The following is an 18,973-nucleotide window of genomic DNA, read 5'->3' as shown; positions in this document are numbered from 1 at the left end:
CCAGCCGCCAAACCCCCGCACGCCTCTCAGCACGCGCCGTCCAGCCGCCAGAGCCAGGACGCTCCCAAGCGCCAAACTCCAGTAAAACCCCTATTCAGATTTCAAGGATCACACCGCTCTTCGAGACAGAACCCAAACACCAGAGCGCCAAACTTGAACCGAGCAGCCAGCCCCTTTCGGGAACCCGCCACATCAGCTCACCAGCTCAACACCCTACAGCAAGGGCCCCGCTCAACCGCGCCGTCGTTTCACACCACAGCGCCTCGCGGTGACCGGGCTTATATGGGGGACAGGAACGCCTGTCAAAGGCTTTCTTGCAGTTTTTTGACGCTGGTCGGAGGTCATGTCCCTCCGACCAGCAGAAATGCCTTCAGGCCACGCGGCGAGGTGCCTCGATAGCCTCGCTTCGGGGCTGACTGGCGACCTCCAACCCATCCTGGCCTGCAGTCACCGTCACCTCACTGCCGTCCAGGATCGTCCCTTCCAGCAACAGCCCGGCCAAGTGGTCCTGCAAGTTGCGCTGGATCACCCGACGCAGCGGGCGGGCACCGTAGACGGGGTCGTAGCCCGCCTCTGCCAGCCAGTCCTGCGCCTTCTGGTCCAGGGTCAGGGTGATCTTCCGGTCCGCCAGCAGCTTGCGCAGCTGGCCGAGCTGGATGTTCACGATAGAGGCCATGTCCTTCCGGGCGAGACGCCGGAACAGCACGATCTCGTCCAGCCGGTTCAGGAACTCCGGCCGGAAGCGCCCACGCACCACGTTCATCACCTGCCCGCGCACCAAGTCCACGTCCTCGCCATCCGGCTGGGCGGCCAGGATCTCGGAACCCAGGTTGCTGGTCAGGATGATCAGCGTGTTGCGGAAGTCCACCGTCCGCCCCTGCCCGTCCGTCAGGCGCCCGTCATCCAGCACCTGCAGCAAGATGTTGAAGACGTCGTCGTGCGCCTTCTCCACTTCGTCGAACAGGATGACCTGGTAGGGCCGCCGGCGAACCGCCTCGGTCAGCGCACCGCCTTCCTCGTAGCCGACATAGCCCGGAGGGGCGCCGACCAGCCGCGCCACGGAGTGCTTCTCCATGTATTCCGACATGTCGATGCGCAGCAGGGCACGGTCGTCGTCGAACAGGAAGCTCGCCAGCGCCTTGGTCAGCTCGGTCTTGCCGACGCCGGTGGGGCCCAGGAACAAGAAGGAGCCGATCGGCCGGTTGGGATCCTGCAAGCCGGCGCGGGCGCGCCGAACCGCCTTGGACACCGCTTCCAGCGCTTCCTCCTGACCGACGACCCGCTTGCGCAGTTCGTCCTCCATGCGCATCAGCTTGGCCCGTTCGCCTTCCAGCATCCGGTCCACGGGGATGCCGGTCCAGCGGCTGACCACCGACGCGATCCCCTCCTCGGTCACGGCCTCGTTGACCAGACGCCCGCCCTCGTCGCCGGCTTCGGCGATCTGCCGCTCCAGCTTGGGAATCACGCCGTACATCAGTTCGCCGGCGCGGCCATAATCGCCCTTGCGCTGAGCGACCTCGACCTCGGTGCGGGCACGGTCCAGCTCTTCCTTGGCCTTCTGGGCCGAGGCGAGCTTGTCCTTCTCGGACTGCCAGCGCTGGCTGAGGGTCGCGGAGCGTTCCTCCAGGTCGGCCACCTCGCGTTCCAGCTTCTCCAGCCGGTCACGGGACGCCACGTCGGTTTCGCGCTTCAGCGCCTCGCGCTCGATCTTCATCTGCAACAGACGACGGTCGAGCTCGTCCAGCTCCTCCGGCTTGCTGTCGACCTGCATGCGCAGGCGGCTCGCCGCCTCGTCCACCAGGTCGATCGCCTTGTCCGGCAGGAAGCGGTCGGTGATGTAGCGGTTGCTCAGCGTCGCGGCCGCCACTAGGGCGCTGTCGGCGATGCGCACGCCGTGGTGCAGCTCATACTTCTCGCGAATGCCGCGCAGGATGGAGATGGTGTCCTCCACCGTCGGCTCGCCTACGAAAACGGGCTGGAAGCGACGGGCCAGGGCCGCGTCCTTCTCCACGTGCTTGCGGTACTCGTCCAGCGTGGTGGCGCCGATGCAGCGCAGCTCGCCGCGGGCCAGGGCCGGCTTGAGCAGGTTGGAAGCGTCCATCGCCCCGTCCGCCTTGCCCGCGCCCACCAGGGTGTGCATCTCGTCGATGAAGACGATGACGTCGCCCTCGGCGGCCTCGATCTCCGTCAGCACGGCCTTGAGCCGTTCCTCGAACTCACCACGGTACTTGGCACCCGCCACCAGCGCGCCGAGGTCGAGCGCGAGCACGCGCTTGCCCTTCAGCGCTTCCGGCACGTCGCCGTTCACCACGCGCAGGGCAAGGCCCTCCACGATAGCGGTCTTGCCGACGCCGGGCTCACCGATCAGCACGGGGTTGTTCTTGGTGCGCCGGGCCAGAACCTGGATCGAGCGGCGGATTTCCTCGTCGCGGCCGATCACCGGGTCGAGCTTGCCGTCGCGCGCCGCGGCCGTCAGGTCGCGCGTGTACTTCTTCAGCGCCTCGAAGTTCTGCTCGGCATTCTGGCTGTCCACGGTGCGGCCCTTACGGAGCTGCGTCACCGCCGCTTCCAGCTTCTGCGCCGTGGCGCCCGCACGCGTCAGGGCGCGGCCAGCCGCCGTGTCGCTCTCGGCGAGCGCCAGCAGCACGCGGTCCTGGGCGACGAAGCTGTCGCCGGCACGGGTCGCCTGACGCTGCGCGGTGTCGAGCACGCGCACCAGCTCGGGCGTGACCTGGGGCTGGCCGGCGCCACCGCCGGACACCTTGGGCAGGCGCGCGACTTCGGCGTCCACCTCGCGCTTGGCGGTGGCGGGGTCGGCCCCGGCGGCCTTGATCAGGCCGGCGGCCGCACCTTCCTCGTCGTCCAGCAGTGCCTTGAGCAGGTGCTGCGGCGTCAGCTGCTGGTGGAATTCGCGAACCGCGATGGTGGAGGCGGCCTGCAGGAAGCCGCGCGAACGCTCAGTGAATTTCTCGAGATCCATGTGGTCCCTCCGGTGAGGCGACCGGCGCAACCCCGCCCCACATCGGGCGACGGGGTTTCACCGTGTTGGTGGGGGATGTGGTAACGTCTACCGAGTGGGTTCAAGGGGTTCCGTGTCATGCAGGTCGAGCGTCTCTACCGCTTCCCCGTGAAGGGACTGAGCGCGGAAAGCTTGGAAGACGTCCGGCTTTCCCCGGGCGAGACGCTGCCGCATGACCGTCGCTTCGCCCTGGTCCAGGGCGATGCGCCCTTCGATGCCGCGGCACCCCGCTTCCTGCCCAAGCAGAACTTCGCCTGCATGATGGCCAATGCGCGCGTGGTGCTGCTGCACAGTGCCTTCGACCCGGTTTCCGGCACCCTGTCCCTGGCCGGGCCGGATGGTGACCGGCTGACCGCGCCCACCGGCACGGCCGCGGGGCGGGCGGGCATCGCCGCCTTCCTGACCCGCTTCCTGGGCGAGGAAGCCCGGGGCGAGCCGCGCTTCCTGGACGTGCCCGGGCACGCCTTCACGGACCAGAAGCTCAAGGGCGTGTCGCTGATCAACCTCGCCAGCCTGCACGCGCTGGAGGCGGCGATCGGGCGCCGGCTGGACCCGCTGCGCTTCCGGGCCAACCTCTACCTGTCGGGCCTGCCCGCCTGGGCGGAGTTCGACTGGGTCGGGCAGGAGCTGCTGGTCGGAGGCGCGCGGCTGTCGGTGTTCAGGCGCACGCGGCGCTGCCCGGCCACGCAGGTGAACCTGGAAACCGCCGAGCGGGACTGCGACGTGCCGGCGCTGCTGCGGCAGCATTTCGGCCATGCCGATCTCGGGGTCCATGCCACCGTGGTGGAGGGCGGCCGGCTGGCGGTCGGCGACGCTATCGAGCTCCTCGGGCCACCGGCAGAAGCGGAAAGCGACCCGCCGGTGGCGTGAGTGCGCCTCAGCCGCCCCGCTGCACCACCGGGCCGCAGAGCGCCAGGGCGGTGTTCACCAGCGCGAGGTGACTGAGGGCCTGGGGAAAGTTGCCGGTCATCCGACCGTTTCCGACGTGATAGCCCTCGGCAAGCAGGCCGACATCGTTGCACAGGCCGAGTACCCGTTCGAACAGGGCGCGCGCCTCGTCCCGCCGGCCCTGAAGCAGCATGCAGTCCGCCAACCAGAAGGAGCAGGCCAGGAAGGTTCCCTCCCCCGCCATGAAGGGAGGCTCGTAGCGGCGCACCAGCCCGCCCTCCATCATATGCCGCTCTATCCCAGCGATGGTGCCGGCCATACGCGGGTCCTCCACCGGCAGAAACTGCACCAGCGGCAGCAGCAGCAGGCTCGCGTCCAGTTCCTCCGCGCCATAGGACTGCACGAAGCTGTTGCGGCTGGGGTTGAAGCCTTCGCGGCAGATTTCCGCGTGCATCTCCGCCTGCAGCGTTTCCAGCCGTTGCAGCCGCTCGGCATCACAGTCGCTCCGACCGCGGCTGCTGCGGATGAAGCGGTCCACGGCGACCCAGGCCATCACCTTGGAATGCACGTAGTGCCGGGGCGGGTCACGCGATTCCCACATGCCGCGGTCCGGCTCGCGCCAGGTCCGCTCGAGATGGGCGACTAGGCGGCCCTCCACCTCCACGTCCCAGGGCGTGCGCTCGATGCCGGTGGATTCCGCCAGGAAGGTGCAGTCCAGCACCTCCCCGAAGATGTCGAGCTGGTGCTGCTCCACCGCCGCATTACCGACACGCACGGGCTTGGCGCCGTCGTAGCCGGGCAGCCAGGGTACCTCCCATTCTTCCAGGTGCCGGGCCCCGTCCACGCGGTACATGACGCGCATCTGTTCCGGCACCCCAGCCACGGCGCGCAGCAGCCATTGCAGCCAGGCATGCGCGTCGTCGCGATAGCCGGCGTTCAGCAGGGCGATCAGGGTGAAGGTGGCGTCGCGCAGCCAGCAGAAGCGGTAGTCCCAGTTCATGCCGCCCCCCGGCTCCTCCGGCAGGCCGAGGGTGGGGGCGGCCACCATGCCGCCGGTCGGGCGGTGGATCAGCGCCTTGAGAGTGAGCAGCGAGCGCTTCACCTGGACCGGCCATTCCGTCGGGCGGTCGAACTGCGCCGCCCAGTTGCGCCAGAAGGCCTCCGCGTCTCGTTCCGACCGCTGCAGGTCCAGTGGGGCTGGTACGTCCCGGTGCGAGGGTCCGTGCTGCAGGGTGAAGCGAACCGTGTCGCCTTCCGCCAGGGTGAAGTCGCAACGCGCTTCCTCCTGGGAGGCCCGGTGTTCGCGGTCGCCGCGCAACACCACTAGGTCGGGCCCGACGACGCCCACCACCTCCCCGCCCCAGGAGCGTACCCAGGGCTTCACGCTGCCGTAGTCGAAGCGCAGCCGAAGCCGCGACTCCAGGGCTACCTCGCCGCGCAGGCCACGGATTTCCCGCACCACGGACGACACGCCGTCCTCGGCGATCGGCATGTAGTCGGTGACCATGGCCTCCCCGGAGGCCGTGCTGATCCTGGTTTCCAGGATCAGCGTGTCGTCGCGGTAGCGGCGGCTGATCTCGGCCCCAGGCTCGGCCGCGCCGATGCGCCAGCGTCCGTGCTCCTCGGTGCCGAGCAGGGCGGCGAAGCAGGCGTCGCTGTCGAAACGGGGCCAGCACAGCCAGTCGATGGAGCCGTCGCGCGACACCAGCGCCGCGGTGTGGCCATCGCCCAGCATGGCGTAGTCCTCGATGGGACGGCTCACCAAGTGCGATCCCGGGGTAGCGTCACAGGGGCGGTATCGGGCCCTGCGGCCCCCAGAGTTCTTATCATCGTAGCTAGAACTGGGACAACGAGGCGGCGCAGCAAGCGGTTGGCCCGTCATTCGCCGGTCCGGAAACCGGTCCCGCGCCGACCGGCAACGCCCCGAGCCCAATGCCGCCGATCGCGCCGGGCCGGAGATGCGCCGCGCGGATCACGCGGGTGCCGGGCAGAGCGACCAGCGGATCACCGCCCAGCCCGGAAACATCACGCCAATGCGAGTGGGCCGGATCTCCGCAGTACCCGCCCCGGACTACGAGGCGAGGTTCGGCCTTACTGGAGGGCGGTGCGGGCGTCCTCGGGTTCCTCGTCGTCGCTGCCGTGGCCGTTGAGGCCGGGCTGCTCCTCGGCCTCGCCGCCGTCAGAACCACTGTCACCATCACGGTCCATGGTTTCCGGACCATTCTGCCAGCGGCGCTGCCCGTGCTGCGGCTGCTGTTGCTGCTGCGGCTGGCTCTGCTGCTGCGCCTGGGCCATGGCGTTCAGAATGCGGAAATAATGTTCGGCGTGCTGGAAATAGCCCTCGGCCATCACGCGGTCGCCGACGCTGGTCGCGTCGCGGCCGAGCTGGAGGTACTTCTCGAACAGCTGCTGCGCCGTTCCCCGCATCCGCATGTCCGGCCCCGAGGAGTCGAACACGTGGTTGCGGTTCATCGGCTGCTGGCCGCTCTGGCGGAAACCGCCGCCGCCACCGCCGCCCTGGCCACCACCGCCGCCATTCTGCCGATGGCCACCGCGGCCGCGCATGCGCTTCATATTCATGGTTATCGCGTTCGCACTCTCATGCTCGCGCCGGTGAAGGCGTTCGGGACGCCCCCGGCTGGACCTGCGATGATGATTCTCTTCGCACAGCGTTCCGGACAAAGGGGGGCGAACCCGCTCGCTTGTCCGACGTAACCTGCGGCGCATCCATGCGCCATCGGTGCTGCTGACGCAACCTAGCGGCGCCGCAACCCTGCGCCAACCCTTTTCTCAGGCAAGAACCAGGGCGCGCGGTACGCCGTTGAGGTCGGGCCGGCATCCCCGGCATTCAAGCCCCGCCGCCTGCATCAACCCGGAAACCGCTCCCTCCTGCCCCTGGCCAAGTTCCAGCACGGCCCGGCCGCCGGGGGCGAGCAGGCCGGGCAAAGCGGCGGCCAGGGCCCGGTAAGCGTCCAGCCCGTCCGTTCCGCCGTCCAGTGCCAAGCGGGGCTCGTGGCGGGACACTTCCGGCATCAGCCCGTCGATGGCGGCGGATTCGATGTAGGGCGGGTTGCTCAGCACCAGGTCGAAGCGGCCGGCCAGGGCCGTGGCCCAGTCTCCCGCCAGGAAAGCCGCCCGGTGTTCCAGGCCGTGCTCCCCGGCATTGCGCCGCGCCAGGGCCGCCGCGCCGGGGGCCCGGTCCACGCCGACCCCGAAGGCGCGGGGGAACTCGGACAGGGCGGCCAGCAGCAGCGCTCCCGTGCCGGTGCCGAGGTCCAGGACGTGGCCCACGGCGGCACGGTCGGGAAAAGCGTCCAGCGCGGCTTCCACCAGGGTTTCGGTGTCGGCCCGGGGGATCAGCGTGTCGGGGGTGGTGCGCAGGTCCAGGGTCCAGAAGCCCTGCCGGCCGGTCAGGTAGGCCATGGGTGCGCCATCGAGCCGGCGTTGCAGCAGGGCGGCGAAGGTCTGGGCCGCCTCGGGCGGCACGGCGGCGCGGGGGTCGCGAAGCAGGGCGGACAGGTCCGTGCCCATGGCATGGCCCAGCAGCAGGCGAGCTTCCATCCGGGGCGAGGGAATGGCGGCGGCCCGCAGGTGCTGGCCGGCCCGGCACAGAAAGGCTCCCACGGTGCCGGCCGGCTCGGCGCAAGCGCCCGCCGGGGTCGCGGCGGGGCGGTCGGTCACAGCGCCTCGGCGGCGAGGCGGGCCGCCTGGTCCTCGGCGATCAGGGCGTCGAACAGCTCGTCGAACTCGCCCAGCATCACCCGCTCCACCTTGTGCAGGGTCAGGCCGATGCGGTGGTCAGTGACCCGGCCCTGGGGGAAATTGTAGGTGCGGATGCGCTCGCTCCGGTCGCCGGTGCCGACCTGGGCGCGGCGTTCGCCGGCGCGGCTGCTGTCCAGGGCGCTGCGCTGGGCGTCGTAGAGCCGGGCGCGCAGTACCTTCATCGCCTTGGCGCGGTTCTTGTGCTGCGACCGCTCCTCCTGCATCGCCACCACCGTGCCAGTGGGTATGTGGGTGATGCGCACGGCGCTGTCGGTCTTGTTGACGTGCTGCCCGCCGGCGCCGGAAGCGCGGTAGGTGTCGATGCGCAGGTCGGCGTCATTGACCTGGATGTCCACCTCCTCCGCCTCGGGCAGCACGGCCACCGTGACGGTGGAGGTGTGGATGCGGCCTTGGGTTTCGGTGGCGGGGACGCGCTGGACGCGGTGCACGCCGCTCTCGAACTTCAGCCGGGCGAAAACGCCCTTGCCGGCGACCTCGGCGGTGGCGCCGCGCGTGCCGCCCAGTTCGCTCTCGTCGTAGTCCAGCACCTCGAAGCGCCAGCGCCGCCCTTCGGCGTAGCGCTGGTAGGCGCGGAACAGCTCGGCGGCAAAGAGCGCGGCCTCGTCACCGCCGGCGGCGGGGCGGATTTCCAGGATGGCGGAACGCTCGTCCGCGGCGTCCTTGGGCAGCAGCATCAGCTGCAGCTCACGCTCCAGGGCGGGCACCACCGCCTTCTGTTGCGCGTATTCTGCCTCGGCCAGCTCGCGCAGCTCGGGGTCAGCCAGCATGGCCTCGGCCTCGTCGCGGGCGCGCTCGGCGGCGCGCAGCTCCTGCACCTTGTCTACCAGGGGTTCGAGGTCGGAAAGCTCCTTGGTCAGCGCGCCGACCCGGGAACCTTCCGCGACGTTCACCGCGGCGCGCAGCTCGTCGGCGCGCAGCAGCAGGCGGTCGAGTTTTTCCGGCAGGCTCATGCGAGGGCGACGGCGAGTTCCGCCAGGGGCACTTCGCGCTGCCCACCACCGTCGAGATCCTTGAGCTGGGCGACGCCGCGGGCGACCTCGTCCTCGCCGATCAGCACCGCGGCGCGGGCGTTCACGCGGTTGGCGCGCTCCATGCGGCGCTTCACGTTGCCCTTGTAGGCGATCTCGGCGGCAATCCCGGCGCGGCGCAGGGCCTGCAACGCGTCCAGCGCCGCGGCCTCGGCTCCCTCGCCCACCGGCACCACGGCCACGGGGCGGGGTGCGGCGGGGGCGGCGTCCAGCAGCATGGACAGCCGCTCCACCCCCGCGGCCCAGCCGACGGAAGGAGTAGGCGGGCCGCCCATTTCCTCTACCAGGCCGTCGTAGCGGCCGCCGGCCATCACCGTGCCCTGGGCGCCGAGGCGGTCGGTGACGAACTCGAAGGCGGTGTGGCTGTAGTAGTCCAGGCCGCGGACGATGCGTGGGTTCACGCGATACGGCACGCCGAAGCTGTCCAGCTGCCGCCGGACTGCGTCGTAGTGGGCCTGAGCCGCTTCGGTCAGGTGGTCATGGATGGAGGGCGCGTCGGCGAGGAGGACGCGGTCGCCCTCGTCCTTGCTGTCGAGGATGCGGAGCGGGTTCTTGTCCAGGCGGACCTGGCTATCGGCGGAAAGCCGATCCCGGTGTTCGGAAAGGTGCGCCACCAGCGCCGCCCGGTGCGCGTCGCGCGAGGGCATGTCGCCCAGCGTATTGATCTCCAGCACCGTGCCCTCGGCAATGCCGAGTTCCGTGAGGATGTGCCAGCCGGCGGCGATCACCTCGGCATCGGCCAGCGGCTCGGCAGCGCCCAGGATCTCGCAGCCGATCTGGTGGAACTGGCGGTAGCGGCCCTTTTGCGGCCGCTCGTAGCGGAACATGGGCCCGGCATAGAACACCTTGCGCGGAAGTCCGGCCTGGGCAAGTCCGTTGCTCACCAGGGCGCGGCAGACGCCGGCGGTGTTTTCCGGTCGCAGGGTGATGCTGTCGCCGCCGCGATCGGCAAAGGTGTACATCTCCTTGGACACGACGTCGGAGGTTTCGCCCAGCGAGCGGGCGAAGACGCGGGTGTCCTCGAAGATCGGCGTCGCCCATTCCTCGAAGCCGTAAAGGGCGGCGATGCGGCGGGCGGCCGACACGACGTGCTGAAAGCGGGCGAAATCCTCGCCGATCAGGTCGCGGGTGCCGCGAACGGGCTGCAGCTTGTCCAAGCGGTGCTTACTCCGCGGCCTGCTGCGGCATTTCGTGGCCGGCGGCGTTGGCGGTGCCGGCGGCGATCTGCGCCGCCTTAGCTTCCACCAGCTCGACGATGTGGTCGATCATCGCCTGGCCGTCCACGGTGTGGTCGGTCTTGCCGGCGGCGTAGACCATGTGGCGCCCGTTACCGCCGCCGGTGACGCCGAGGTCGGTCATTAGCGCCTCGCCGGGGCCGTTCACCACGCAGCCGATGATGCTCAGGCTCATCGGCGTCTTGATGTGGGCGAGGCGTTCTTCCAGCGTCGAGACGGTCTGGATCACGTTGAAGCCCTGCCGCGCGCAGGAGGGGCAGGAGATGATCTTTACCCCGCGGTGGCGGATGCCCAGGGACTTCAGGATGTCCCAGCCCACCAGCACCTCCTCCTCCGGCTCGGCCGACAGGGACACCCGGATGGTGTCACCCACGCCGCCCCAGAGCAGCATGCCCATGCCGATGGAGGACTTCACCGTGCCGGCGCGCTTGGTGCCGGCCTCGGTGATGCCGACATGCAGCGGGTGGTCGCAAACCTCGGCCAGCTGGTTATAGGCGGCGACGGCCAGGAAGACGTCGGACGCCTTCACGCTGATCTTGAACTCGTCGAAGCCGTTCTGCAGCAGGTGGTCGGCGTGCCACAGCGCGCTTTCCACCAGGGCTTCCGGGTTGGGCTCGCCGTATTTCTCCAGCAGGTGGCGCTCCAGCGACCCGGCGTTGACGCCGATGCGGATGGAACAGCCGTAGTCGCGGGCGGCCTTGATGACCTCCTTCACCCGCTCCGGCGAGCCGATGTTGCCGGGATTGATGCGCAGGCAGGCGGCGCCGGCCTGGGCGGCCTCGATGGCCCGCTTGTAGTGGAAGTGGATGTCCGCAACGACCGGGACGTTCACCTCGCGCACGATCTCGGCCAGCGCGGCGGTGGTTTCCGGCGTGGGGCAGGACACGCGCACGATGTCCACCCCGGCGACCTCGGCCCGGCGGATCTGGGCGATCGTGGCCGCCGCATCCTCGGTGGGCGTGTTGGTCATGGTCTGGACGGAAACCGGTGCGTCGCCCCCGACCAGGACCTTGCCCACCCGGATCTGCCGGGACTTGCGTCGGAGGATCTGCTGGTAGGGACGATAGGACATAGGTGTTCCCGCGAGCGCGCCCGGTGGGGCGGAGAGCCGGGATATGGCAGGCGGGGGCCCGCCGGCCAAGTGTCGGGCTAGTTGGCGGGGGCCGTGCCGGGTGCCTGGGCGGCCCGCAGCCGGGCCGGGTCGAGCGCCACGTCCCGCACCACGCCGACCCGCCCGGCCAGGGCGGCGGTGGGCTGGCCGTCCACCACCACCTCCAGCGCCTGGGCCTTGCCGGTGGTCAGCATCAGGCCTTCCGTTGCCGGCAAGGTGAAGCTCTCGCCGGGACGCAACACCCGGTTCAGCAGCGTTTGCCGGGTGCGGGGATCGCGCACCTGCACCCAGGAATCCTCATTGGTGACGCGCAGCACGACGCGCCCGGAAGCCTCGTGGGCGGCCGGCGTGGCGGGGGATGGTAAGGGCGGCGGGGCGGGGGCGGCCGGCGCGGAAGCCGGCGGTGCCGCACCACCCGGGGCGTTCGGTGCCGCCGGTGCCGTCGCGGCGACTGGTACCCCCGGCGCGGCGGTTCCGGCCGGGGCGGCGGGGGTGCTGGGGCCGGCGGGAGCCGCGGCGGTGGCCGGCCGGTTGGCCGGGGCGCCGGGCTGCACTGGCGCGTTGCCGGCGCTCGGGACGGGTGCCGTGGGCGGGGCAGCGGGCACGGCCGGGGTCGCGGGGGGCCGCGTCGCCGCGCCGCCGGCCGTGCCGGGGCTGGCGGGAACCGCCGGGCCGAGCGTGGGCGGCAGGGCCGGGGCGGTATCCGCCGGCGCGGTACCACGGGCCGCTTCCGCGATGCGGGCCGGCGGCGGTTCCACGCGGTCCACGCTGCGGGCGCCGGAGCCGCTCCACTGCCACCAGACCACGTAGCTGCCGATCGCCAGGATCGCGCCCACCAGGATCACCGCCCCGGCCGGCACGCCGCGCTCCGGCACCGGTTCGGGGAAAACGAGGTCGGTGCGGTTCAGCGAGCCGGGGCCGCCGCCCTCGCGGAAGCGCCGGGTCATCTCGTCGGCGTCGAGGCCGAGTGCCGCCGCGTAGGACCGCACGAAGCCCTGGGCATAGGCCGGGCCGGGCAGGTCGCGCACGCGGCCTTCTTCCAGTGCCGACAGGTAGCGGCGGTTGATGCGCAGCTGTTCCGCCACGTCGTCGATAGTGGCGCCCAGGCTCAGCCGCGCGTCACGCAGCGCGGCCCCCACCTGCACGGCCTCGCCGGCCATCGTGTCTGCTGCTGCTGCTCTGGCCATGCGGGGAAACGTTGTCCGGTGATCCTGGGGAGACCTATCGCGCCGGCAGTGGCGTCGCAAACCCCCCTGCCCCGTGGCGTGCGGCGATCGCCGCGGCGGCCTGCGCCACCAGTTCCGCCAGGATCTCGGCCGCCGGCTGTTCGCGCGCCACCATGCCCACGGACTGCCCGGCCATCAGGGAGCCGTTCTCCACGTCGCCATCCACCACCGCCCGGCGCAGGGCGCCGGCCCAGTAGTGCTCGATGTCCAGCTGGGCGGCTTCCTTGGTCAGTTCGCCCGAACGGAAGCGCTCGATCACCCGCGCCTGGTGTTGCAGGAATTGCTGGGTGCCGGCGTTCTGCAGGGCGCGCACGGGGATCACGGGGAAGCGATCGTCCAGCTGCACGGTGGGCAGGGCGTCGCGCGCCGCGCCGCGGATAAAGGCCTGCTTGAACTTCGGGTGGGCGACGCATTCCGTGGCGCACACGAAGCGGGTGCCGATCTGGGCGCCGGCAGCCCCCATCTCCAGATAGCTCAGGATCGCCTCACCGCGGCCGATGCCGCCGGCCACGAAGATCGGCACGTCGCGCACATGTGGCAGGATTTCCTGCGCCAGAACGGTCAGGCTGACCGGGCCGATATGGCCGCCGGCCTCGGAACCCTCGATCACCAGCGCGTCGGCGCCGGAGCGCACCAGCTTCTTGGCCAGTGCCAGGGCGGGTGCGAAGCAGATCACCTTGGCGCCACCGTCCTTGGCCTTGCGGATGGCAGGGCCCGGCGGGATGCCGCCGGCGAAGACGATATGGCCGACCCCGGCATCGAGGCAGACCTGCACCAGCGCTTCCAGCCGGGGATGCATGGTGATCAGGTTCACGCCGAAGGGCCGGCTGGTCAGGGCCTTGGTGCCGGCGATCTCCTCGGCCAGCCGGTCCGGCTCCATGGCGCCGCAGGCGATCACCCCGAAGGCGCCAGCCTCGCTCAGCGCGGCCACGAGGTGGCGCTCACTGACCCAGGACATGGCACCGCCCAGGATGGCCCAGCGGGCGCCCAGGAACTCGGCCCCGCGGCGCATCAGCCGGTCCAGCTCGGCGGCGCCGGCGGTCTCGGGGGCGGTAGGTGCCGGCGCGTCCGCCGCGCGGCCCCCGGGAATGGCGGGCGCCAGCGCGTCCATCACGCGGCCGGCCCGTCCAGCCCGTAGGCGGTGTGCAGGGCACGCACCGCCAGCTCGGTGTATTCCACCCCGACCAGCACGCTGGTCTTGATCTCGCTGGTGGAGATGACCTGGATGTTGATGCCCTTCTCCGCCAGGGTCCGGAACATCGTCGCCGCCACCCCGGCGTGCGAGCGCATGCCGATGCCAACCACGGAAATCTTGGCCACGTCCTCGGCCGCCAGGATGGTCTCGAAGCCGATATCGGCCCGGGCGGCTTCCAGCACCTCGCGCGCCCGCGGCAGGTCGGTCTTGCCCACGGTGAAGGTCATGTCCGTGGTGCCGTCGGCGCCCAGGATCTGCACGATCATGTCCACGTTGACGTTGGCCGCGGCCAGGGGCCCGAACACGTGCGCGGCGATGCCGGGCCGGTCCGGCAGGCGCCGCAGCGTCACCTTGGCGTCGTCCCGGGAATAGGCCACGCCCGTGACCATCGGCTGTTCCACGATCTCGTCCTCGTCCACCACCAGGGAACCGGGCTTGTCCTCGAAGGAGGATAGCACCTGCACCCGCACCTTCTGCTTCATCGCCAGCTCGACCGAGCGGGTCTGCAACACCTTGGCGCCCACCGAGGCCAGTTCCAGCATTTCCTCGAAGCTCACGCGCTCCAGCTTGCGGGCGCGCGGCACGATGCGGGGGTCGGTGGTGTAGATGCCGTCCACGTCGGTGTAGATGTCGCAGCGGTCGGCCTTCACCGCCGCCGCCACCGCCACCGCCGAAAGGTCGGAGCCGCCGCGGCCCAGCGTGGTGATGCGCTCGCGGGGCCCGATGCCCTGGAAGCCGGCGATCACGGGGACCTGCCCTTGCTGCATGCGCTCGATCAGGCGGGCGCCCTCGATTTCCTCCACCCGGGCCTTGCCGTGGGCGCCGTCGGTGCGGATCGGCACCTGCCAGCCCTGCCAGGATCGGGCATCCACCCCTTCCGCCTGCAGGGCGATGGCCAGGAGGCCGGTGGTCACCTGCTCGCCGGTGGCCACCACGGCATCGTATTCCCGCGCGTCGTGCAGGGGGGAAAGCTGCTGGCACCAGCCCACCAGCTGGTTGGTCACGCCGGACATGGCGGACACCACCACGGCGACCTCGTGGCCGGCCTCCACCTCGCGCTTCACGCGGCGGGCGACGTTGCGGATGCGGTCCAGGTCGGCGACGGAGGTGCCGCCGAACTTCATCACGATGCGGGACATGAGCGCCGGTGGGTGTCCGGTGGTTCGGGGGCGCGCAGGGTTGCGCGCCGCGATGGGGCGGGACAGATACCCAGCACCGCCGGCCGCCGCAACCTCGCCGGCCCGGCGCCCAGGGGAACCCGCATGTCCGGCACCGCGCGCGCCGAGGAGATCCAGAAGTTCGACACCCTGGCGGCGGAATGGTGGGACCCGCGCGGCCCCATGGCACCGCTGCACGCCATGAACCCACTGCGCTGCGGCTGGATCGCCGAGCGGGTAGCCCGCCGCTATGGCCGGGTGGAGGACGATCTGTCCGGCCTGCGTATCCTGGATGTGGGCTGCGGCGCCGGGCTGGCCAGCGAGGCCCTGGCGCGCCGGGGTGCCACGGTGACCGGGCTGGACGCCGCCGGGGCAGCCCTGTCCGCCGCCCGCAGCCATGCCGCGGCTTCCGGCCTGCCAGTGGAATACCGCGAAGGCCGGCCGGAGCAGCTTTCGGGCGAATGGGATGCGGTGGTGTCCCTGGAGGTGATCGAGCACGTGTCGGACCGGGCGACTTTCCTGCACTCGCTGTTCCGCCTGTGCCGGCCGGGCGGGCTGGTGTTCCTGTCCACCCTGAACCGGACGCCCCACTCCTTCCTGGTGGCCAAGCTGGGGGCGGAATACGTCCTGCGCCTGCTGCCGCGCGGGACGCATGACTGGAAGATGTTCGTCACCCCGTCCGAGCTGGGCGGGGAGTTGCGGGCGGCAGGATTGCGGGTGACCGACGTGGCCGGAATGAGCTTTGACCCCTTCACGCGGCACTGGCGGGCCAGCCGTGACCTGGCGGTCAACTACATAGTGGCGGCAGAACGCCCGGCTTAACGCCGGCTTCCGCCGGGCTGGGCAGTGGCCACTGCCGCCCGGACGCCAAGCATGGACCGCGGCGGCGGACAGGCTGCCCCCAGCCCGGGCTGCCGCGTCATTGGATGCCGAGTTGCCGCCACAGCGGCAGCCGTTGTTCCAGCACTGCGCGGGCCAGGGGCTCGACCTCGGCGGCGAGTTCCGCTTCCGCCGGCGCCGGGGCACCCGGGGGTGCTGCCCGCCCCTGTTCGAGCAAGGTCGCGCAGACGTGGTGGGTGATTTCCGGCAATCCCGGACAGCCATCCAGCAGGGCGGAGCGCACGAGGGTTTCGACCATGTTGGTGCGCAACCCGGCCCCCGCCCCCGGCACGGCCAGGAACTCCAGGTACTCGCCCAGGCGGCCATAATGCACCAGCGCCTCGTTGAAGCGGCGGGCCTGGGCCAGGGCTTCCTCGTCCACCGGACCGAGCTGGACCACTTGGTCCGAAGCCATGAGAAGCGCCAGGGCTTCCACCAACTCGGGGTCGCCGCCCGGCGCGGACAGGTCGGCGAAGCGTTGTGGCCCCCGCGCCAGGGCTTCGATCAGTGGCCGGTAGGTGGCTTCCTCGCCGTGCATGATGGCCAGGTCGTTCTCGAAGCGGGTGTTCACCTGGGAAGGTGGCACCACCAGGGCGAAGCGGTAGGGGGCCAGCAGTTCCCGGCGCTCGGCGGGGGTGGCGGGATTGGGGCCGCGGATGAACAGGTCGCGCCGGAAGCGCTTGTTGCCCACCATGTCCTTGACGTACTCGACCCAGACCGGGTCGGCGAAGGCATCGGCCACGGGGCGCTGCGCCTCGGGCAGGCTGGCGGCATCGATGTTGTCGTAGAGCGAGGCGGACGCGGCGAAGGCCAGCCGCGCCTGCGCCATCTGGGCCGCCACATCCGGGGAATAGAGCGGCTGCCAGTTCTCGTTGAGGTATTCGTGCGCCCGGTAGGTGCCGGAAATCTGCCGCACCCGGTCCAGCTTGCGGGCCAGGTCGGGATAGATGGCGAAAATCCGGGCCTTGGCGGATTGCAGGTGGTCGAGCAGGCGCACCGCTTCCTCCCCGCGCACGTCGCTGCGGCCGGGGCGGCGGGCGGCGAATTCGCGCATCAGCCGCTGCACCGGCGCCATGTCCGCCCAGCCCGGCATGCAGTTGTAGGACACGTAGACCACGCCGCCGGGCTTCAAGCGCTGGCCGATGAAGCGGATGATCTGGGCGCGATGCTCGGCCGAAACCCAGGAATAGATGCCGTGCAGAGTGATCAGGTCGAAGCCCGGCAGGGCGTCGGGGGGCAGCGCGCAGGCATCCTCGAAGCTGAGGTCGAGAAAGGTCACGTTGAGCAGGGCCGCACGGCGGGCGAGGCGCTGGGCGTTGGCGATCTGCCCGGGGTGGAAATCCATCCCCCAGAAGCGGGAGCGCGGGCTGGAAGCGGCGAGGAGGTTGGTGGTCAGGCCCTGGCCGCAGCCGAGTTCGCAGACGTTCAGCGCCTCGAAGGGCTCGGGCGTGCGCAGGCCGCGCATGATCCCCGCCATCGTGAGGAAGGAGGGCGAGAGTTCCTTGTAGAAGCCGGGCGTGTACTGGATGTCCGAGACGTAGCCCTGTGCCCAGTCCATCCCCGTGCCTCCCCGGATGCGCCCGCCGCGCCAACTGCCGCGTACCCTGGACGGGGCGGGTCGATCCGGCCGGCGGGATTCGAAGGCCCGAAACTCGCGTGGTGCGCGGCCGGCGTCCAGATCACCCCGGCAACGAAGTGGCGGGGTCAGCCGTCGGCGCGGGGGATCCAGGGAATCTGGGCGATCTCGATGCCGTCGTCGCGCAGCAGCTCGGTTTCCGCCTCCGTGGCCTCGCCGTAGATGCCGCGCCGCTCGCTCTCACCGGCATGCATCCGGCGGGCTTCCGCGGCAAATTCAGGGCCGACGTAGTCGCAGTTCTTCTCCACCTCGGCGCGCATCTTCTGCAGCAGGGCCACCACCTGGGCCGGCATGGGACCGGCCGCCTGCTGCTGCATCACCGGTGCTTCCGGCGCGGGCTGCGGCACCGGTGCGGGGGCCGGACGCTCCTTGGCGATGGCAGGCGCCATCAGGGCACGCGTCACCTTGGTGCCGCCACAGGCCGGGCACTCCACCAGGCCGGCCTTGGCGAGCTTGTCGAAGGCGGCGCTGTCCTTGAACCACCCGTCGAAGCCGTGGTCCCCGTCGCAACGCAGCTGGTAGTGGATCATCCCCGTTCCGTCTCGGTCATAGCCGCGGGCGCGAGGCGGCCCGGCGCGGGCCTGACCGGTCCGGCGCCATGCCGCCCCACCCTGGAATTAGCAGCGCCGCGTCAGGCGGCAAGCATCGGATCGAGCTTGCCGGCCCGGTCCAGCGCATAAAGATCGTCGAAGCCACCGACCGAGGTGCCGTCGATGAAGATCTGCGGCACGGTGGTCCGCCCGCCGGACCGCGACACCGCGGCTTCCCGCTCGGGGGAGCCGTTGGGGGCGTCCATCTCCTCGAAGGCAACGCCCTTGCGCGTCAGCAGCGCCTTGGCGCGCGCGCAATACGGGCAGAACGGGGTGGTGTAGATTTCGACCTTGGCCATGGTGCACAAATCGGTTCGCGGGCGTCCCGGGTCAAGCCGCCGGCGAGGCGACCCTGTCCGGCTTCGGTGTCTCGCGCAGGGTGGGATCGGGCACCCGCGCCACGGCCAGCACGTCGACGGCCGTGGCCCCGGCACCTCGCAGCGCGGCGGCGCAGGCATTGGCGGTGGCGCCGCTAGTCAACACGTCGTCCACCAGCAGCACGCGCCGGCCTTCCACCTGCGCCGCGCCGCGGCGGGACAGGCCGAAGGCGCCCTGCAGCACGGCTTCCCGCTCGGCCGCGCCACGTTCCCCCAGCGACTCCGTGGCCCGGAGGCGGCGCAGGGCGTCAGGCAGCCAGGGCACCCCGGACCGGCGGGCCAGCATCCGGGCGAGCAGCGCGGCCTGATTGTAGCGGCGCCGCAGCAGCCGCTTCCAGTGCAGCGGCACCGGGACCAGCAGGTCGGCGCGGTCCAGCAACTCCGCCCCGGCCCGCGCCATGTGGCGCGCCAAGGGCCGGGCGAGATCGGGCCGGTCGCCATGCTTGAAGGGCAGCAACAGGCGCTTGGCACCCTCCCCATAGGTGAAGGCAGCCCGGGCCGTGTCGAAGAGGGGCGGCCGTTCGGCGCAGCGCGAACAGAGCAGCCGCGGGCCGCCCAATTCCGGCACGCCCTGCCCGCCATGCACGAAAGGCACGCCGCAGCCATCGCAGAAGGGCGCCACGATGGCGTGCAGGGTGCGGAAGCAGTCCGGGCACACGGCGCCCTGCTCGGTCACGGCGGCATCGCAGCTCAGGCAGTGCGGCGGCAGCACCGCGTCCAGCACGCCGAGGCCGGCCCGCCTGCCGAACCGGCGCAGCGCCTGCGCCATCGCTGCGGCGGGCAGCGTACCGAAGCCGGCCGCGTGGATCACCGCCGAGCCTCGCGCGCCGGGCGGGGCGCGACCGGGTA

Annotated in this window: 16 protein-coding genes; 2 read left to right on the top strand and 14 right to left on the bottom strand. The window is 71.0% G+C overall.

The window, feature by feature from the left end:
- Positions 1-370: 370 nt before the first annotated feature.
- Positions 371-2,980 carry an ATP-dependent chaperone ClpB gene (gene clpB, locus ACLIBK_RS10705; RefSeq protein WP_415387239.1) on the bottom strand — a complete coding sequence of 870 codons (2,610 nt, stop codon included), beginning with the start codon at positions 2,978-2,980 and terminating at the stop codon, positions 371-373.
- Positions 2,981-3,097: 117 nt separating this feature from the next.
- Between clpB and ACLIBK_RS10700 the strand changes: the two genes are divergently transcribed.
- Positions 3,098-3,889, top strand: coding sequence for an MOSC domain-containing protein (locus ACLIBK_RS10700; RefSeq protein ID WP_415387238.1), 792 nt, complete (start codon positions 3,098-3,100; stop codon positions 3,887-3,889).
- A gap of 7 nt (positions 3,890-3,896) precedes the next feature.
- Here the strand turns inward: ACLIBK_RS10700 and ACLIBK_RS10695 are convergent, their stop codons facing one another.
- The 9 genes from ACLIBK_RS10695 to ACLIBK_RS10655 all read right to left on the bottom strand — a co-directional run bounded on the left by ACLIBK_RS10695 (position 3,897) and on the right by ACLIBK_RS10655 (position 14,624).
- A complete protein-coding gene (locus ACLIBK_RS10695; RefSeq protein ID WP_415387237.1) occupies positions 3,897-5,669 on the bottom strand; it encodes a glycoside hydrolase family 15 protein in 1,773 nt (590 codons plus the stop codon).
- Between the two features lie 329 nt (positions 5,670-5,998).
- Positions 5,999-6,487 (bottom strand): DUF4167 domain-containing protein, encoded by a 489-nt coding sequence (locus tag ACLIBK_RS10690; protein WP_415387236.1) that lies wholly within the window; start codon positions 6,485-6,487, stop codon positions 5,999-6,001.
- A gap of 210 nt (positions 6,488-6,697) precedes the next feature.
- On the bottom strand, positions 6,698-7,531 hold the full coding sequence (gene prmC / locus ACLIBK_RS10685; protein WP_415387247.1) for a peptide chain release factor N(5)-glutamine methyltransferase: 834 nt from the start codon (positions 7,529-7,531) through the stop codon (positions 6,698-6,700).
- A gap of 53 nt (positions 7,532-7,584) precedes the next feature.
- Positions 7,585-8,640, bottom strand: a complete 1,056-nt coding sequence (gene prfA / locus ACLIBK_RS10680) for a peptide chain release factor 1 (RefSeq protein ID WP_415387235.1) — start codon at positions 8,638-8,640, stop codon at positions 7,585-7,587.
- A complete protein-coding gene (gene hisS / locus ACLIBK_RS10675; RefSeq protein WP_415387234.1) occupies positions 8,637-9,875 on the bottom strand; it encodes a histidine--tRNA ligase in 1,239 nt (412 codons plus the stop codon). Before hisS ends, prfA begins: the two co-directional genes overlap by 4 nt.
- 7 nt (positions 9,876-9,882) lie before the next feature.
- Entirely contained in the window at positions 9,883-11,025 is a 1,143-nt protein-coding gene (ispG, locus tag ACLIBK_RS10670) for a flavodoxin-dependent (E)-4-hydroxy-3-methylbut-2-enyl-diphosphate synthase (protein WP_415387233.1), read from the bottom strand.
- Positions 11,026-11,102: 77 nt separating this feature from the next.
- Positions 11,103-12,224, bottom strand: coding sequence for a helix-turn-helix domain-containing protein (locus ACLIBK_RS10665; RefSeq protein WP_415387232.1), 1,122 nt, complete (start codon positions 12,222-12,224; stop codon positions 11,103-11,105).
- 61 nt (positions 12,225-12,285) lie between these two features.
- Positions 12,286-13,401, bottom strand: a complete 1,116-nt coding sequence (locus ACLIBK_RS10660; protein WP_415387246.1) for an NAD(P)H-dependent flavin oxidoreductase — start codon at positions 13,399-13,401, stop codon at positions 12,286-12,288.
- Positions 13,401-14,624 carry an aspartate kinase gene (locus ACLIBK_RS10655; RefSeq protein ID WP_415387231.1) on the bottom strand — a complete coding sequence of 408 codons (1,224 nt, stop codon included), beginning with the start codon at positions 14,622-14,624 and terminating at the stop codon, positions 13,401-13,403. Before ACLIBK_RS10655 ends, ACLIBK_RS10660 begins: the two co-directional genes overlap by 1 nt.
- A gap of 123 nt (positions 14,625-14,747) precedes the next feature.
- On the opposite strand from ACLIBK_RS10655, the gene ubiG reads away from it, so the two are divergent.
- Positions 14,748-15,464 carry a bifunctional 2-polyprenyl-6-hydroxyphenol methylase/3-demethylubiquinol 3-O-methyltransferase UbiG gene (ubiG, locus tag ACLIBK_RS10650; protein WP_415387230.1) on the top strand — a complete coding sequence of 239 codons (717 nt, stop codon included), beginning with the start codon at positions 14,748-14,750 and terminating at the stop codon, positions 15,462-15,464.
- 97 nt (positions 15,465-15,561) lie between these two features.
- On the opposite strand, the gene ACLIBK_RS10645 is transcribed toward ubiG, so the two are convergent.
- From ACLIBK_RS10645 to ACLIBK_RS10630, 4 genes are all read right to left on the bottom strand, one after another.
- Positions 15,562-17,079 carry a class I SAM-dependent methyltransferase gene (locus ACLIBK_RS10645; RefSeq protein WP_415387229.1) on the bottom strand — a complete coding sequence of 506 codons (1,518 nt, stop codon included), beginning with the start codon at positions 17,077-17,079 and terminating at the stop codon, positions 15,562-15,564.
- A 146-nt stretch (positions 17,080-17,225) separates the two neighbouring features.
- Positions 17,226-17,687 carry a DUF1178 family protein gene (locus ACLIBK_RS10640; protein ID WP_415387228.1) on the bottom strand — a complete coding sequence of 154 codons (462 nt, stop codon included), beginning with the start codon at positions 17,685-17,687 and terminating at the stop codon, positions 17,226-17,228.
- Between the two features lie 101 nt (positions 17,688-17,788).
- The gene (grxC, locus tag ACLIBK_RS10635) at positions 17,789-18,046 is read right to left on the bottom strand and encodes a glutaredoxin 3 (protein ID WP_415387227.1); all 258 of its coding nucleotides are present in this window, start codon (positions 18,044-18,046) and stop codon (positions 17,789-17,791) included.
- 31 nt (positions 18,047-18,077) lie between these two features.
- Entirely contained in the window at positions 18,078-18,935 is an 858-nt protein-coding gene (locus tag ACLIBK_RS10630; protein WP_415387226.1) for a double zinc ribbon domain-containing protein, read from the bottom strand.
- Positions 18,936-18,973: the final 38 nt, after the last annotated feature.

Source organism: Roseomonas sp. BN140053, assembly GCF_047690175.1.
GTDB lineage: Bacteria > Pseudomonadota > Alphaproteobacteria > Acetobacterales > Acetobacteraceae > Roseomonas.
Note: the sequence above shows the minus strand (reverse complement) of the source record. Positions and strands in the feature narration are given on the sequence as shown.